Here is a 15,047-nt window from a genome sequence, read left to right on the forward strand (position 1 = left end):
CCCGGGGAGATACGCGTGTTCTGGTTCTTGCTGCTGGCGATGGTGGTGGTGGTTGCCGCGGTCACCCTCGCGGTGGTCGGTGGAGGCAGGAGCGCCATCCTGCAGGACGTGGCGCCCGAGCAGCTGACGGACCCGCTGCCCGCCGCCCGTCCGGTCGGCCGGGCGGATGTCGAGGCGCTGCGGCTGCCCGTGGCCGCCCGGGGCTACCGGATGGCCGATGTGGACGACGCGCTGAGCCGGCTCGGCGCCGAGCTCGCCGAGCGGGACGCGCGGATCGCGGAGCTGGAGGCGGCGCTCGCCGGAGCGCAGGCCACCCGCCCCGGCCGCCCCGACCTGCTCAAGGAGCCGCCGGCCGGCCCGGACCGGCCCCGGCATGCCCCCACGGAGCCCGCCGGACAGGCCGCCCCGCCGGAGACCGCCCGGCAGGCCCCGCAGGACGCCGGGACGGACCGCACCGACGGGGAGACCGGCCGATGACCGGCGAGGCCGTGGCGGCGGCCGACGGCGAGCTGCGCTGCCCCTGGGGCCTGTCCACCGAGGACTACCTCTGGTACCACGACACCGAGTGGGGCCGCCCGGTCCGCGGCGACGACGCCCTGTTCGAGCGGCTGTGCCTGGAGGCGTTCCAGTCCGGGCTGTCCTGGCTGACGATCCTGCGCCGCCGGGAGGGCTTCCGCAGCGCGTTCGCCCGGTTCAGCATCCCGGCGGTGGCGGCGTTCACGGACGCGGACCGCGAGCGGCTGCTGGCCGACGAGGGCATCATCCGCAACCGGGCGAAGGTCGACGCGACCATGGCCAACGCCCGGACGCTGGCGGGCTGGCGGGCTGGCGAGCTGGACGAGCTGATCTGGTCGTACGCCCCGGACCCGGTGGGCCGGCCGGCCCCGAAGACCCTCGCGGACGTACCGGCGGTCACCACCGAGTCGACGGCCCTGGCGAAGGAACTGAAGAAGCGGGGGCTGCGGTTCATCGGTCCGACCACGGCCTACGCACTGATGCAGGCGTGCGGGCTGGTCGACGACCACCTCGCCGACTGCGTCTCCCGCCCCACCCCCGCGTAAGGGAACGCGTCGGGGCGGGACGGGCCCGCCGGGCTACCGCCCGAGATACTTCGGCTTCTCCTTGGCGAGGAAGGCCCGCACCGCGATGGAGTGGTCCTCGGACACGCCCGCCTTCGTCTGGAGCTCGTCCTCCTTCTCCAGCGCCTCGCCCAGGGTGTGCCCGGCGCCGAAGGCGAGCGATTCCTTGAGCGCCGCGTACGCCACCGTCGGCCCGTCGGCCAGGGCGCGGGCCACGGCGGCGGCCTCGGCGGCGAGATCGGCCGCGGGCACCAGCTTGTTGACGATGCCCAGGCCGTGGGCGTCCTGCGCCGAGATGGAGCGCGGGAAGAGCAGCAGGTCGGCGGCGCGGCTGTGGCCGATCAGCCGGGGCAGGGTCCAGGAGACGCCCGAGTCCGCGGTCAGGGCCACCCCGGCGAACGAGGTGTTGAACGAGGCGGTGTCGGCGGCCACCCGGTAGTCGCAGGCGAGCGCGAAGCCGAAGCCCGCGCCGGCGGCGGCCCCGTTGATCCCGGCCACGACCGGCTTCGGCATCTCGGTGAGGGCCCGCACGATCGGGTTGTAGTGCTCGCTCACCGTGCTGAGCGCGTTGCCGCCGCCCGGCGCCTGGGCCTCCGCGAGCTTGGTCAGGTGCTCCTTGAGGTCCTGGCCCACGCAGAAGGCCCTCCCGCCGGACGCGGTGAGCAGCACGGCCCGTACGCCGGTGTCGGCGCCGGCCGTCCGCAGGGCGTCGCGCAGCGCGACCTTGGCCGCGGTGTTCATGGCGTTCATCGCGTCGGGGCGGTTGATCGTGATCGTCGCGAGCCCGTCGCTGAGGTCGTAGAGCACCGCGTCGTCGTGATCGGCCATGGATGGTCCCCTTTGCGTGTCGTTCACCAGCCTGTCCACGCAAGCATGGCCGACTTCGCCCTGGGCGGACATGTGACCTGCGTCAAATAATTCTGTGCCGCAGAGGGGGTGCAGAGGCCGGAGTATCGCAGTCGGATCGCCGAATTGGGTGGTTTTGAGTGTGCGCGTTGCGCAAGCGATGCAGAGCGATGTTGGTCATCGGGGTCGGTGATGCGGGATAATGACCTGGAAGCACTGTGTTCGATGCCGGTGAGGCAGCGCCTGTCATGGGGCCGCCGGTTGCGATGAGCTGGTTTCAGGAAGGGGAACGAGCATGGCGGCCATGAAGCCGCGGACGGGCGACGGCCCGCTCGAGGTGACAAAGGAGGGGCGGGGCATCGTCATGCGCGTTCCGCTCGAAGGCGGCGGTCGGCTTGTCGTGGAGCTGACTCCGGACGAGGCCGATGCCCTCGGCGATGCCCTCAAGAAGGTCGTCGGCTGAGCAGAGGCGCCCACACTTCACTACTGCCCCGGCACGGTTCCCGTGCCGGGGCAGTAGTGCGTCCGGGGCCGGACGCCGGAGGGAGCCGTACGGCTCAGCCCCGGCGGACCGCGCAGAGCAGGCCGTCACCCACCGGCAGCAGGGTCGCCATCAGCTCCTGGCTCTCGCGGACCGCGCGCAGCAGCTCGCGCAGCCGCAGCACCTCCGCGGGCTGGGCCGCGGAGTCGACCGTACGGCCGTCCGCGAAGACGCCCTCGAAGCAGACCAGGCCTCCGGGCCGCAGAAGGCGCAACGATTCAGCGAGGCAGTCCAGGCTCTCCATGCGGTCGCCGTCGCAGAAGACGAGGTCGTAACCGCCGTCCGCGAGCCGGGGGAGCACGTCGAGCGCGCGGCCGGGGATGAAGCGGGAGCGGTTGGCGGCGAAGCCCGCGGCCCGGAAGGCCTCACGGGCGAACTGCTGGCGCTCGGGCTCCGGGTCGACCGTGGTCAGCACCCCGTCCGGCCGCATCCCGTGCAGCAGATAGATGCCGGACACGCCGGTGCCGGTGCCGATTTCCGCCACGGCTTTGGCGTCCGTCGTGGCAGCGAGCAGGCGCAGCGCTGCGCCGGTGCCTGGCGACACCGAGCGGAGCCCCGCGTCCCGGGCACGGTCCCGGGCCCAGCGCAGTGCTTCGTCCTCGGCGACAAAGGCGTCGGCGAACGCCCAGCTCGTCTGCCGGTTGGCGGTAATGACCCTCTCCTGTCCCCTTAGTTGGCGCAACGGTGACTGTATCCGCTGGACCCGGGAACCCGCAGATGGGACCGGGCGTTGTGTAAGCGCGGGGGAAAGCCCGTGGATCAGGCCCGCCGACCGGGTCCGGTGCGCGGGCGGCGGTTCCGGGGAGATCCCCGGCCCCAGCTGGAAAAAGGCTTATCCGGAGCTAACGGGCGAGGTGGCTATGGTAGGGGTTCCACTGGACACCACCAGAGCCGACAGGGGAGGTGCGGCTGCGCCTGTGGATCGGGGAGGAGTGCTGCGGCGCTTTCTCAGGTCGGCGGGTGAGCCGAAATCCGTGACCGACATTGCTGACCGTTCTTCCAACGACTCCGCACCGACCGCGACCTTCGCCTCAGATGCGGAATCCCAGGCGTGGACCCCGCCCACATGGGAAGAGATCGTCAGCACGCACAGCGGTCGTGTCTACCGCCTTGCCTACCGGCTGACAGGAAACCAGCACGACGCCGAGGACCTCACGCAGGAGGTCTTCGTCCGTGTCTTCCGTTCGCTGTCGACGTACACGCCCGGCACCTTCGAGGGCTGGCTGCACCGCATCACGACCAACCTCTTCCTGGACATGGTCCGCCGCAAGCAGCGCATCCGCTTCGACTCCCTCGGGGACGACGCGGCCGAGCGCCTGCCCAGCCGCGAGCCCTCCCCCCAGCAAGTGTTCAACGACACCCACTTCGACGCGGACGTCCAGCAGGCGCTGGACACCCTCGCGCCCGAGTTCCGGGCCGCCGTCGTGCTCTGTGACATCGAGGGACTGTCGTACGAGGAGATCGCCGCGACGCTCGGCGTGAAGCTCGGTACGGTGCGCAGCCGCATCCACCGCGGGCGTTCCCACCTGCGCAAGGCGCTGCGGCACCGCTCGCCCGAGGCGCGCGCCGAGCAGCGCTCGCTGGCGGGCGCCCTCCTGGCAGGGGAGGGCGGCACGGCGTGAGCGGCACAGTTCCGACCCCCGCGGAACAACACCTGGGGGACCGCCTCGCCGCGCTCGTCGACGGCGAGCTCAAACACGACGCCCGCGACCGGGTCCTCGCCCACCTCGCGACCTGCGCCCGGTGCAAGGCCGAGGCGGCCGCCCAGCGCCGCCTGAAGGACGTGTTCGCGCAGGCGGCCCCTCCCTCGCCCTCCGAGGGGTTCCTGGCCCGCCTCCAGGGCCTTCCGGGCGGCCCGCCGGGTGGTGACGACGACCGTCAGGGAAGACCCCTGGGCGGCTCCGGGCGATTCGGTGACGGACCGGTGCCCGGGACGCGCCCCGCGAACGGCAGGGCCGACCTCACCCCGGGCGGCGGCCCCCTGGACGGCTTCGGCTACCTCCCGACCGTCCACGGCTCCGGCACCGCGCTCCCCGCGGGACCGGCCGGCTCCGTCTTCCGCATCCACGAGGTGGGCCGCGAGGCCGACCGCTCGCCCTGGCGGGGCCGCAGGTTCGCCTTCGCCGCCGCGAGCGCCGTCTCGCTGGCCGCCATCGCGCTCGGCGGCGCCCTGCCGACGAGCACCGGCTCCGACGCCAACACCCGCGCCGGAGGCTCCGGCAACACCGTGACCCCGGTCGACGCCAACACCCGCGCCGGTACGGGCGCCACGGCCGGCCGCCGGAGCGGTTCGGGGCAGGGATCGCTCACCGCGCAGCGCCGGGACGACCTCCCGGTCTCCCTGGTGGTGAACACCGCGCCCCCCGCGTACACCCCGGCGCCCTCGCTCCTGGCCACCGGCCGGCTGACGGCGAGCCCGTTCGGACTCTCCCTCCGCTCCGACGAGTCCGAGCCCGCGCTGATACGCCCCGGTGGGGCCGATTCCCTGCTCACCCATGCCCTGGGCAGCGGGCTCGATCCGGTCCTGCCCGTCCGCTCGGCGACGTCCTTTCTGCCGCCCACGTCGGCCGCCGCGAAACCGGCCTCCTCCGACCACGGGCTGCCGCTCTCCCCGCGTCGCTGATCCAGCGGCCCGCACGGGCTGCACAGGTCCGGCTCAAACCTGGTTGAATTCCGGCAGGATTTTCGGGTGGGACGCCCCTGCGGGGGCGTGCGGAGGCCGGTTGCGGCAGTTGCGGGGAGACGATGGACGACGGGAAGCCGACCGAGCCCAGGGCGAAGTGGTGGAGCCGGCCCACGGCGGGGCGCACCACCCCCACGGCGTCCGATGAGCCGACCGTCCAGGACGCGGCCCCGTCGCCGACGGACACGGCCGGCGCGCCGCCCGCACCCGGCCAGGAGCCGGAGACCGCGCAGCGGGAGCACGCGACGCCCGGGTCCCCGGTGGCGCCCGGGGCCGCCGGGGCTCCCGATGCCGGGGAAGCCCCCGTGGCCGTCGACACCCCGCGTCCCGCACAGCCCCTGCACGAGCCGGACCCGTACAGCACGCCGCCCTACGGCGGCCCCGGACCGTGGGCGCCCGCCCCTCCCGTGCAGCGGCCGACGCCCCCGCACGGCACGCCCGTACCGCCGCCGTACGCGGGGACGAACGGCGCGGGCATGACCCTCGCGCCCGCCGACCCGGCGCCCGCCTTCCCACCCCCGACGGCGCCCCAGCAGCCGCAGGAGGCCGCGCACGCGCCCGCACAGCACCCGCCGGCCCCGCAGTGGCAGAGCTACGACCCCTGGGGGGCGCCCCGGCAGCCCCTCGTCACCCAGCCGGGCCCCCCGCTCCCCGACGGCCGGCGGAAGAACCGGCGCGGTGCGACGCTGGTCGGCGCGCTGCTCCTCGCCCTGGTCGCGGGCGGGATCGGCGGCGGGATCGGCGCCTACATAGAGCGCAACGGCGGCCTCACCAGCGTCGAGCTGCCGCAGGACGAGCGGGACGGCGGCGGCCGCGCCCCGGACAGCGTGGCGGGCATCGCGGCCAGTGCCCTGCCCAGCGTGGTGACCCTGCACGTCAGCGGTACCACCGAGTCCGGCACCGGCACCGGCTTCGTCCTGGACGACCGGGGCCACATCCTCACCAACAACCACGTGGTCGCCCCGGCCGGTTCCTCCGGCGAGATCACCGTGACGTTCAGCGGGGGCGAGACCGCCAGGGCAGAGGTCGTCGGCAAGGACAGCGGCTACGACCTGGCCGTGGTCAAGGTCAGCGGCGTCTCCGGGCTGAAGCCGCTGCCGCTGGGCAACTCCGACAACGTCCAGGTCGGCGACCCGGTGGTGGCCATCGGAGCCCCGTTCGACCTGTCCAACACCGTCACCTCCGGCATCATCAGCGCCAAGGACCGGCCGATCACCGCGGGCGGCGAGAAGGGCGACGGCAGCGACGTCAGTTACGTCAACGCGCTCCAGACCGACGCCCCGATCAACCCGGGCAACTCCGGCGGCCCGCTGGTGGACACCGACGCCCACGTCATCGGGATCAACAGCGCCATCCGCGCCGCCGACAGCGGCTCCTCGGCCGAGGGCGGGCAGGCCGGGTCCATCGGCCTCGGCTTCGCCATCCCGATCAACCAGGGCAAGCGCGTCGCCGAGGAGCTGATCAACACCGGCAAGGCGACCCACCCCGTGATCGGTGTCACTCTCGACATGAAGTACACCGGGGACGGCGCCAAGGTCGGGTCGGGCGCCCGGGGCGCCTCGCCCGTGACACCGGGCGGTCCGGCGGACAAGGCGGGCATCAGGCCGGACGACATCATCACCGGGGTGGACGGGAAGCGGGTGCACAGCGGCGAGGAGCTGATAGTCAAGATCCGCTCGCACCGGCCGGGGGACCGTCTTGAGTTCACCCTGACCCGTGGTGGTAAAGACCTGTCCATAACTTTGACCCTGGGGTCGGCAACCGGCACGTGACGGCCACGGGAAGCTACCGTCCGGACAGATTCCCCGGGTACCGTGGGCCGAGTCCGGACCTCATCCGAGCTGGTCGCGGAGAAGACGAGGAGCCGCAAGGTGTTCAACGACATAGGCGCACTGGAGCTGCTGACGCTCGCGATTCTCGGCGTGCTCATCTTCGGTCCGGACAAGCTGCCCAAGGTCATCCAGGATGCCTCCCGCTTCATCCGCAAGATCCGTGAGTTCTCGGAGAGCGCCAAGGAAGACATCCGCACGGAGCTCGGGCCGGAGTTCAAGGACTTCGAGTTCGAGGACCTCAACCCCAAGACGTTCGTCCGCAAGCAGCTCATGGACGGCAACGACGACCTGGGGCTGAAGGAGATCCGCGAGAGCTTCGACCTGCGCAAGGAAGTCACCGAGATCACCGATGTGGTGAACGGGCGGAGCACGGAGTCCGTCGAGGCGAAGACCGGCGTGTCGGGCGGTGCGTCCGTCACCGCGGCGAACGGCTCGAAGGGCGCCCCCGACCTGCTCAAGAAGGGCGGGCAGCCGCCGAAGGACACCCCGCCGCCGTTCGACGCGGACGCCACCTGAGGGCTGCCAATCCCGGGTCGCCCGGACGGTATGGCTATTCTCCATCTGTCCGGTTGTGAGACGCCCGCGGGGGGCGGGCCGCTCCGGACCCTATGGATCGAGGAGGCGGCCGGGCTGATGGAGACAACGAGTCGGGTGGGCGCACAGGACGCGCCGGACACGGTCACGGCGGAGGCGGTCCCGGCGGCCCGGCTCGTGGTCGACGACTATCTGCGGTCCCCTTTCCCCTGGTACGCGCTGGACGAGGCGTTCACCGGCCCGCGCCGGCTGATGCCGCTGGGCACCGCGGCGGACGGCTCCGTGCAGCACGGTTCCATCGGCCACGGTGACGAGCCCCTGGTGCGGGGCGACTCCGGCGCGGACAAACAGCGCTTCGCGGTCGTGGTCACCGTGGGCAGCAGCCCCGTACGGCGCAGCGGCGACGGCACCGGGGTCCTGGAGGCCACGACGGTCTCCTCCGCGGCCTGGCTGGCGGGCTCGGGCCTGCTGGCCTGCACCTGGCCCCCGCAGCTGGACCACACCCTGCGCGACGACTGGCTGGACCAGCAGACGGAGACGGCGTTCGAACTCGCCGACGACTTGGAGGGCCCCGCCTGGTCGGCGCTGTCCCTGCCGGTCGACGGTGTGCCGGTGCCCTTCCACTACCGCGAGTCGGAGTTCGGCTGGGTACTGGCCGGCTCCGCGCCCGGCGGGGTGCACATCGGCGCCTACGGGCGCGGGATGAGCGCGTACGGCCTGGGCTTCTCGGAGGTCAAGGACGTCGAGTCGTACGCCTGACCCGGCCCGGGACGGCGTACGCGCATGACCGGGCACGGGACGGGGAAGGCCGGGGCCATCTGGCCCCGGCCTTCCGCGCGCGTGTCCGGTGTCAGAACTTGTTGCGCGGGGTGATGCCCAGCGACATGCCCGACAGGCCGCGCTGACGGCCGCCCAGCTTGCCCGCGATGGTGCGCAGTGCCTTGCCGGCGGGGGAGTCGGGGTCGGACAGCACGACGGGCTTGCCCTCGTCGCCGCCCTCACGCAGCCGTACGTCGATCGGGATGGAGCCGAGCACCGGCACCTCGGCGCCGACCGTCTTCGTCAGCCCCTCGGCGACCCGGGCGCCGCCGCCGGAGCCGAACACGTCGACCATCTCGTCGCAGTGCGGGCACGGCATGCCGGACATGTTCTCGACGACGCCGACGATCTTCTGGTGGGTCTGGACGGCGATCGAACCGGCCCGCTCGGCCACCTCGGCCGCGGCCTGCTGAGGGGTCGTGACGACCAGGATCTCCGCGTTCGGCACGAGCTGGGCGACCGAGATCGCGATGTCACCGGTGCCCGGCGGCAGGTCGAGCAGCAGGACGTCCAGGTCGCCCCAGTACACATCGGCGAGGAACTGCTGGAGCGCGCGGTGCAGCATCGGGCCGCGCCACACCACGGGGGCGTTGCCCGGGGTGAACATGCCGATGGAGATGACCTTCACGCCGTGCGCGGACGGCGGCATGATCATGTTCTCGACCTGGGTGGGCTTGCCGTCCGCACCGAGCATCCGCGGCACGCTGTGCCCGTAGATGTCCGCGTCCACGACGCCGACCTTGAGCCCGTCCGCCGCCATCGCCGCCGCGAGGTTCACCGTCACCGAGGACTTGCCGACGCCGCCCTTGCCGGAGGCGACCGCGTACACCCGGGTCAGCGAGCCGGGCTTGGCGAAGGGCACCTCGCGCTCGGCCGTACCGCCGCGCAGCGACGCCGCGAGGTCCTTGCGCTGCTCGTCGCTCATGACGTCGAGGGTCACCTCGACCCGCGAGACGCCCTCGACGAGGGCCACCGCCTCGGTCACGTTCCTGGTGATCGTCTCGCGCATCGGACAGCCGGAGACGGTGAGGTACACCGTGACAGCGACCACACCGTCAGGATCGATGTCGACCGATTTCACCATGCCCAGCTCGGTGATCGGGCGGTGGATCTCCGGGTCGTTCACTGTCGCCAGTGCCTCAAGCACCGCGTCTTCCGTAGCCATACATCGATAGTACGGGTGCGCGGAGCGCTCCCCGCGTGACGGGAGGGAGGTACGGCGCCGTAGCGTACGCGTGGGTAGGGCCCGTCAGCGGTCTTCGTCACTCTCCGCGGAGGCCGGCGCGCGCCGGTCGTCCAGATCCCTCACCAGGTCCTCCAGTTCGGAGCGGATCCAGTCCCGGGTGGCGACCTCGCCGAGCCCCATCCGCAGCGCCGCGATCTCCCTGGTCAGGTACTCGGTGTCGGCGATGGAGCGCTCGTTCTGCGTGCGGTCCTGCTCGTGCGTGACGCGGTCGCGGTCGTCCTGCCGGTTCTGCGCGAGCAGGATCAGCGGGGCCGCGTACGAGGCCTGGAGCGAGAGCATCAGGGTGAGGAAGATGAACGGGTACTCGTCGAACCGGACGCCGGTCGGGGCGAAGATGTTCCACACCACCCACACGATGATGATCAGCGTCATCCAGACGATGAACCGGCCCGTGCCCAGGAAGCGCGCGATGCGCTCCGAGAACCGGCCGAACGCCTCGGGGTCGTACTCCGGCAGCAGCTTCCGGCGCGGCGCCCTCGGCTGGTCGAGCCGGGTCCTGGGCGTACGGGTCAGCGCCGTCGCGCCGTTCGACGCCCTGGCACGGTCCTCAGCGGCCACGGAGCACCCCCTCCTGGCCGTGGAAGTCGGTCTCGCGCCAGTCGTCGGGCAGCAGGTGGTCCAGGACGTCGTCCACGGTCACCACGCCGAGCAGCGAGCCGCTCTCGTCCACCACGGGCACCGACACCAGGTTGTACGCCGCCAGATAGCTGGTCACCACCGACAGCGGGGTGTCCGGCGGCAGCGGCACCAGATCACTGTCTAGGAGCGAGCTGACCAGGGTGAACGGCGGGTCGCGCAGCAGCCGCTGGAAGTGCACGGTGCCCAGGTACTTCCCGGTCGGCGTCTCGTCCGGCGACCGGCACACGTACACCTGCGCGGCGAGCGCCGGGGACAGGTCGGACCGGCGGACCCGGGCCAGCGCGTCGGCGACGGTGGCGTCCGGGCGCAGGATGACCGGCTCGGTCGTCATGAGCCCGCCCGCCGTGCGTTCCTCGTAGGACATCAGGCGCCGCACGTCCGCCGCGTCGCCCGGCCGCATCAGCGTCAGCAGCCGTTCCTTGTCCTCCTCCGGCAGCTCGGAGAGCAGGTCGGCCGCGTCGTCCGGGTCCATCGCCTCCAGGACGTCCGCCGCGCGCTCCTCCTGGAGCTTGCCGATGATCTCGATCTGGTCGTCCTCGGGCAGTTCCTCCAGGACGTCGGCGAGCCGGTCGTCGTCCAGCGCCGCGGCGACCTCCGCCCGGCGCTTCGGCGACAGGTGGTGCAGGGCGTTGGCGACGTCGGCGGGGCGCAGCCGCTCGAAGGTGGCCACCAGCGACTCGGCGCCCTGCCCGTGCTCCTCCAGCGAGAAACCCTTCACGGCCGACCACTCGACGGTCAGCGTCTCGCCCTTGCGGCGCAGCGCCCCGCCGCGGCCCTTGCGGACGAAGTACTTGTCGATCTCCCAGTCCCGGCGGGCCGGCAGCTGCTGGATCGCCACGTCCAGGATGGTGACCTCCTCGTCCGTCTCCACCAGGCGCACCCGGCGGTCGAGGAACTCGCCGAGCACCAGGCGTTCGGTGGGCCGCTGTTCGAAGCGCCGCATGTTGACCACGCCCGTGGTGATCACCTGTCCCGACTCGACGCCCGTCACCCGGGTCATCGGCAGGAAGATCCGGCGCCGGCTCACCACCTCGACCACCATGCCGAGCAGCCGGGGCGGGCGGCCGCCGACCCGGAGCATCGCGACCAGGTCACGGACGCGGCCCACCTGGTCGCCGTTGGGATCGAAGACCGGCACACCGGACAGGTGCGAGACGAAGACGCGGGGCGTGACCGGTGTCATGCCTGTGCCTCCTCGCTCGCGTCGGGCCGCGCGGCCCGCCCGCTTTCGACAGTTATTGCCCTGTTATGACGTGATCAGGCTAGCCCGTACCCCTGCGGACCGCCCCGGTGGACCGTCCGTACGGCTCTGCGCCCAATGGCGTAGGCCGCCCGGGTACGCTGCCGTCTGCCACCCCCCACCATGAAGATGAGAGGCAGTGCGCCTGTGACCTCTTTCGTGCCGTCCGTCCGGGCCCGCCGCCGGACCGTCCCGCTCGCCGTCGTGCTCTGCGCGGGGCTGACCGCGGCCCTGACCGCGTGCGGGAGCGAGGACCCGGACGAGGGGACCAACGGAGTCGGCAGACTCTCCGCACCGGAGATCGAGAAGAAGGCGCAGACCGCGGCGGACGCCGCGGACGCGGTGCGCCTCGCCGGCACGCTGGTGAGCAAGGGCGGCACGTACAAGATCGACATGCGGCTCAAGAACAAGGGCGGCGCGGGCTCCGTCACCTCGAAGAACAGCACCTTCGCGCTGCTGCGGATCGGTGACGAGCTCTACCTCAAGGCCGACGCCGGCTTCTGGAGCCACGACGAGAAGGACGGGGCCGACGGCGCCTCGGCGGCGGACAAGCTGGAGGACAAGTACGTCAAGGTCCCCGAGGACGACCCCACGTACAAGCAGCTGAGCGGCTTCACCGACAAGAAGGTGCTGCTCGACGGGCTGCTCACGCTGCACGGCGAGCTGACCAAGGGCGACCGCGACAAGGTCGCCGGGGTGCGCACCGTACGGATCATGGGCGGCGAGGGCAAGGGCGGCGCGCTGGACGTGTCGCTGGAGGGCAAGCCGTATCCGCTGCGCTTCGCCCGGGGCGGCGGCGGGGGCGTCGTCACGCTCGCGGACTGGGGCAAGGACTTCACGCTCAAGGCCCCCGCCGAGGACGAGACGGTCGACTACGGCAAGCAGCTGCCGAAGACGTCGCCCTCCTCGTAACCGGGTTACTTGCGCAGCGAGCGCTTCAGGAGGCGGGGCAGGCCCGCCGGGACCGGGAGCCGGGTCGTCGCCGGGGTGGGCAGCGGCGCGGCCGCCCCCGAGGTGTCCGGCAGCTCGGTGCGGGCGTCGCGGGGCGTGAGCCGTACGATCCGGCACTCGCGGGCCCACCGCTCCGTCATCCGCTCCGCGTCCGGGGCGTTCAGCCGCTTGCCCTTCAGCTCGGCGACCGCGGCCTCCCACTCCTTCGAGTGCGGCGTCGGCTCGGTCACCGATGCCGACCAGGCGACGAGGCGGCCGCCCTTGTCCTTGCTGCGGACGGTCACCTCCGCGGTGGCGCCGTCGGTGAGGCCGGCCGGGAACGGCTGCTCACCCGGGCCGTCACCGACCAGATGCGCAGCCCCCTCGTGCCACACGTGCCACAGCGCCCGCGCGGGGCCGGTGCCGCGCACCCAGATGAGGCCCGACTTCTTCGTGGCCTCCTCGACGAGGGCCGGCCCGAGCAGCGTGTCAGCAGCAGTCATGGGCAGAGCTTAGAACGTCCGGTACTGGGGAGGACGTCAGAGCCAGCCATTGCGCTTGAGCATGCGGTGGATGGAGAAGCAGACCGCGGCGATGACGCCCATCACCATGGGGTAGCCGTACCGCCAGTGCACCTCCGGCATGTTGGTGAAGTTCATGCCGTAGACGCCGCAGATCATCGTCGGTACGGCGACGATGGCCGCCCAGGACGTGATCTTGCGCATGTCCTCGTTCTGCGCGACGGTCGCCTGCGCCAGATTGGCCTGGAGGATCGAGTTCAGCAGCTCGTCGAAGCCGATGACCTCTTCCTGGACCCGCACCAGGTGGTCCGCGACGTCCCGGAAGTACTTCTGGATGTCGGGGTCGATCAGCCGCATCGGCCGCTCGCTGAGCAGCTGCATGGGGCGCAGCAGCGGCGAGACGGCGCGCTTGAACTCCAGCACCTCGCGCTTGAGCTGGTAGATCCGGCCCGCGTCCGAGCCGCGCGAACTGCCTTTGTCCGGGGTGGAGAAGACCTCGATCTCCACCTCGTCGATGTCGTCCTGCACCGCGCCCACCACCGCGATGTATCCGTCCACGACGTGGTCGGCGATGGAGTGCAGCACCGCGGAGGGGCCCTTGGCGAGCAGCTCGGGGTCCTCCTCCAGGCGGTGGCGCAGCGCCCGCAGTGAGCCGTGGCCGCCGTGCCGCACGGTGATGACGAAGTCCCGGCCGGTGAAGCACATGACCTCGCCGGTCTCCACGAGCTCGCTGGTCGTGGTCAGTTCGGTGTGCTCGACGTAGTGGATGGTCTTGAAGACGGTGAACAGGGTGTCGTCGTACCGCTCCAGCTTGGGCCGCTGGTGGGCGTGGACGGCGTCCTCCACGGCCAGCGGGTGCAGCCCGAACTCCCGGGCGATGCCCGCGAATTCCTCCTCGGTCGGCTCGTGCAGGCCGATCCAGGCGAAACCGCCGCTCTCCCGCACCCGGAGCATCGCCTCGTGCGGCGTGCGGCAGGTGCCGTCCTGCTCGGCGATGCGACGGCCGTCGCGGTAGACCGCGCAGTCGACGACCGCGCTGGAGGCGGAGGGGTCACGGGTGGCGTCGTAACTGTTGTGCAGGACGGTGTTCCTGCGCAGGGACGGGCGCACGACGGCGCGCAGGTCACGGATCATCGACATGGCTGGCTCCTTCACGGAGGGCCGTCGGCGAGGGCGTGGAACAGCCCGGAATGGGGACGTGGGCTCACATCCGCAAAGCGGGCGGCACCGCGGCAGCGCGATGACGGCGATCGCTACAGACAGGCAAAAAAAGACGTGCTCTTCCGTCGTGCGAAATGCCGTGGCCTTGACCGGGGAGGCGTCAGTTCACGCGGAAAGGTGTCGAGCGGAAGAGCGGTTGGTACTGCACGGTCGACTTGGATCCACCGCAGCCCCACCTCCTCCGGTCGGTCCCCCTTGGGGGATGACGTTGCGCCGGGACTTGAGAGCGACGCTTCTGCGTGCTGTCCCGGCCGGGACCCCAGGCTAGCAGCCGGTTCAGGGCCAATCCCTTCCTTTGCCCGTTCCATACGCGTCCTATGCTCGCCGCATGGCAGAAATTCTTGCGCTGGTCGAGGCGCGTCTGCGGACGGCCCTGGGTGAACCGGACGCACGCGCGGCAGTGACGTTTCTCGGGACGGACCGGATCGAGGTGCTCCGATTCATCGACGGCGACATCGTGCGGTACGCCACGCTCGGTATGTCCGCCCAGCCGATGTCCGACCCGACCGCCGCCCTCGCCGACCCGGTGAAGGGCCCGCGCGCCGAGCTGGTGCTGTCGGTACGGGGCGGGCTCGCCGACACCGACCAGGTGCTGCGCAAGCTCGCGGTGCTGGCGGCGTCCCCCCAGGTGGAGGGCCTGATCGTGGCGCCCGGGGCCTCGCTGGACGTCGGCGAACCGCTGTGGCCCGGGGCCCCGTTCACCTCGGTGCTCGTCGCGGAGGGCGGAGGTCTGGTGGCGGACCTGGAACTGGATGAGCCGGCGGAGCCGGTGCGCTTTCTGCCGCTGCTGCCGATGACGCACAACGAGGCCGCCTGGAAGCGGGTCCGCGGTGCGCAGGAGCTCCAGGAGAGATGGCTGTCGCAGGGGACGGACCTGCGCGATCCCCTGCGACATTCGGTGACGCTGGACTGACGG

Annotated in this window: 17 protein-coding genes; 10 read left to right on the plus strand and 7 right to left on the minus strand. The window is 71.9% G+C overall.

Annotated features, from left to right (window positions below; translation table 11 throughout):
• The first annotated feature begins 15 nt into the window (after positions 1–15).
• Positions 16–477 carry a hypothetical protein gene (locus tag P8A18_RS22945; RefSeq protein ID WP_306057184.1) on the plus strand — a complete coding sequence of 154 codons (462 nt, stop codon included), beginning with the start codon at positions 16–18 and terminating at the stop codon, positions 475–477.
• On the plus strand, positions 474–1,061 hold the full coding sequence (locus P8A18_RS22950; protein ID WP_018549834.1) for a DNA-3-methyladenine glycosylase I: 588 nt from the start codon (positions 474–476) through the stop codon (positions 1,059–1,061). Before P8A18_RS22945 ends, P8A18_RS22950 begins: the two co-directional genes overlap by 4 nt.
• A 33-nt stretch (positions 1,062–1,094) precedes the next feature.
• On the opposite strand, the gene chcB is transcribed toward P8A18_RS22950, so the two are convergent.
• Entirely contained in the window at positions 1,095–1,907 is an 813-nt protein-coding gene (gene chcB / locus P8A18_RS22955; RefSeq protein WP_306057187.1) for a 2-cyclohexenylcarbonyl CoA isomerase, read from the minus strand.
• Positions 1,908–2,220: 313 nt separating this feature from the next.
• Between chcB and P8A18_RS22960 the strand changes: the two genes are divergently transcribed.
• Entirely contained in the window at positions 2,221–2,388 is a 168-nt protein-coding gene (locus tag P8A18_RS22960; RefSeq protein ID WP_003966491.1) for a DUF3117 domain-containing protein, read from the plus strand.
• Between the two features lie 94 nt (positions 2,389–2,482).
• Here P8A18_RS22960 and P8A18_RS22965 read toward each other — a convergent pair whose 3' ends face one another.
• Positions 2,483–3,148 (minus strand): O-methyltransferase, encoded by a 666-nt coding sequence (locus tag P8A18_RS22965; protein ID WP_026249263.1) that lies wholly within the window; start codon positions 3,146–3,148, stop codon positions 2,483–2,485.
• 178 nt (positions 3,149–3,326) lie between these two features.
• Here P8A18_RS22965 and sigE point away from each other — a divergent pair, with 178 nt between their 5' ends.
• The 5 genes from sigE to P8A18_RS22990 all read left to right on the plus strand — a co-directional run bounded on the left by sigE (position 3,327) and on the right by P8A18_RS22990 (position 8,274).
• Positions 3,327–4,088, plus strand: a complete 762-nt coding sequence (gene sigE / locus P8A18_RS22970; RefSeq protein WP_306057190.1) for an RNA polymerase sigma factor SigE — start codon at positions 3,327–3,329, stop codon at positions 4,086–4,088.
• Positions 4,085–5,089, plus strand: a complete 1,005-nt coding sequence (locus tag P8A18_RS22975; RefSeq protein WP_306057191.1) for an anti-sigma factor family protein — start codon at positions 4,085–4,087, stop codon at positions 5,087–5,089. The genes sigE and P8A18_RS22975 overlap by 4 nt, the downstream gene beginning before the upstream one ends.
• Before the next feature lie 122 nt (positions 5,090–5,211).
• Positions 5,212–6,921, plus strand: a complete 1,710-nt coding sequence (locus P8A18_RS22980; protein WP_306057193.1) for a trypsin-like peptidase domain-containing protein — start codon at positions 5,212–5,214, stop codon at positions 6,919–6,921.
• A 99-nt stretch (positions 6,922–7,020) separates the two neighbouring features.
• Positions 7,021–7,497, plus strand: a complete 477-nt coding sequence (locus P8A18_RS22985; protein WP_306057195.1) for a sec-independent translocase — start codon at positions 7,021–7,023, stop codon at positions 7,495–7,497.
• A 117-nt stretch (positions 7,498–7,614) separates the two neighbouring features.
• Positions 7,615–8,274, plus strand: coding sequence for a hypothetical protein (locus tag P8A18_RS22990; protein ID WP_306057197.1), 660 nt, complete (start codon positions 7,615–7,617; stop codon positions 8,272–8,274).
• Positions 8,275–8,365: 91 nt separating this feature from the next.
• On the opposite strand, the gene P8A18_RS22995 is transcribed toward P8A18_RS22990, so the two are convergent.
• The 3 genes from P8A18_RS22995 to P8A18_RS23005 all read right to left on the minus strand — a co-directional run bounded on the left by P8A18_RS22995 (position 8,366) and on the right by P8A18_RS23005 (position 11,402).
• Entirely contained in the window at positions 8,366–9,499 is a 1,134-nt protein-coding gene (locus tag P8A18_RS22995) for an Mrp/NBP35 family ATP-binding protein (protein ID WP_306057198.1), read from the minus strand.
• Positions 9,500–9,583: 84 nt separating this feature from the next.
• Entirely contained in the window at positions 9,584–10,138 is a 555-nt protein-coding gene (locus tag P8A18_RS23000; RefSeq protein WP_306057200.1) for a DUF1003 domain-containing protein, read from the minus strand.
• Positions 10,128–11,402, minus strand: a complete 1,275-nt coding sequence (locus P8A18_RS23005; protein ID WP_306057201.1) for a magnesium transporter MgtE N-terminal domain-containing protein — start codon at positions 11,400–11,402, stop codon at positions 10,128–10,130. Before P8A18_RS23005 ends, P8A18_RS23000 begins: the two co-directional genes overlap by 11 nt.
• A gap of 204 nt (positions 11,403–11,606) precedes the next feature.
• Between P8A18_RS23005 and P8A18_RS23010 the strand changes: the two genes are divergently transcribed.
• Entirely contained in the window at positions 11,607–12,371 is a 765-nt protein-coding gene (locus P8A18_RS23010) for a hypothetical protein (protein WP_306057203.1), read from the plus strand.
• Positions 12,372–12,376: 5 nt separating this feature from the next.
• On the opposite strand, the gene P8A18_RS23015 is transcribed toward P8A18_RS23010, so the two are convergent.
• Together P8A18_RS23015 and P8A18_RS23020 are read right to left on the minus strand one after the other, a co-directional pair.
• On the minus strand, positions 12,377–12,892 hold the full coding sequence (locus P8A18_RS23015; RefSeq protein WP_306057205.1) for a hypothetical protein: 516 nt from the start codon (positions 12,890–12,892) through the stop codon (positions 12,377–12,379).
• 36 nt (positions 12,893–12,928) lie between these two features.
• Complete coding sequence (locus P8A18_RS23020; RefSeq protein WP_306057206.1) at positions 12,929–14,050, minus strand: magnesium and cobalt transport protein CorA; 1,122 nt, start codon at positions 14,048–14,050, stop codon at positions 12,929–12,931.
• A gap of 409 nt (positions 14,051–14,459) precedes the next feature.
• On the opposite strand from P8A18_RS23020, the gene P8A18_RS23025 reads away from it, so the two are divergent.
• Positions 14,460–15,044, plus strand: a complete 585-nt coding sequence (locus tag P8A18_RS23025; RefSeq protein ID WP_026249266.1) for a suppressor of fused domain protein — start codon at positions 14,460–14,462, stop codon at positions 15,042–15,044.
• Positions 15,045–15,047 lie beyond the last annotated feature (3 nt).

It is taken from the genome of Streptomyces sp. Mut1 (assembly GCF_030719295.1).
Taxonomy (GTDB): domain Bacteria; phylum Actinomycetota; class Actinomycetes; order Streptomycetales; family Streptomycetaceae; genus Streptomyces; species Streptomyces castrisilvae.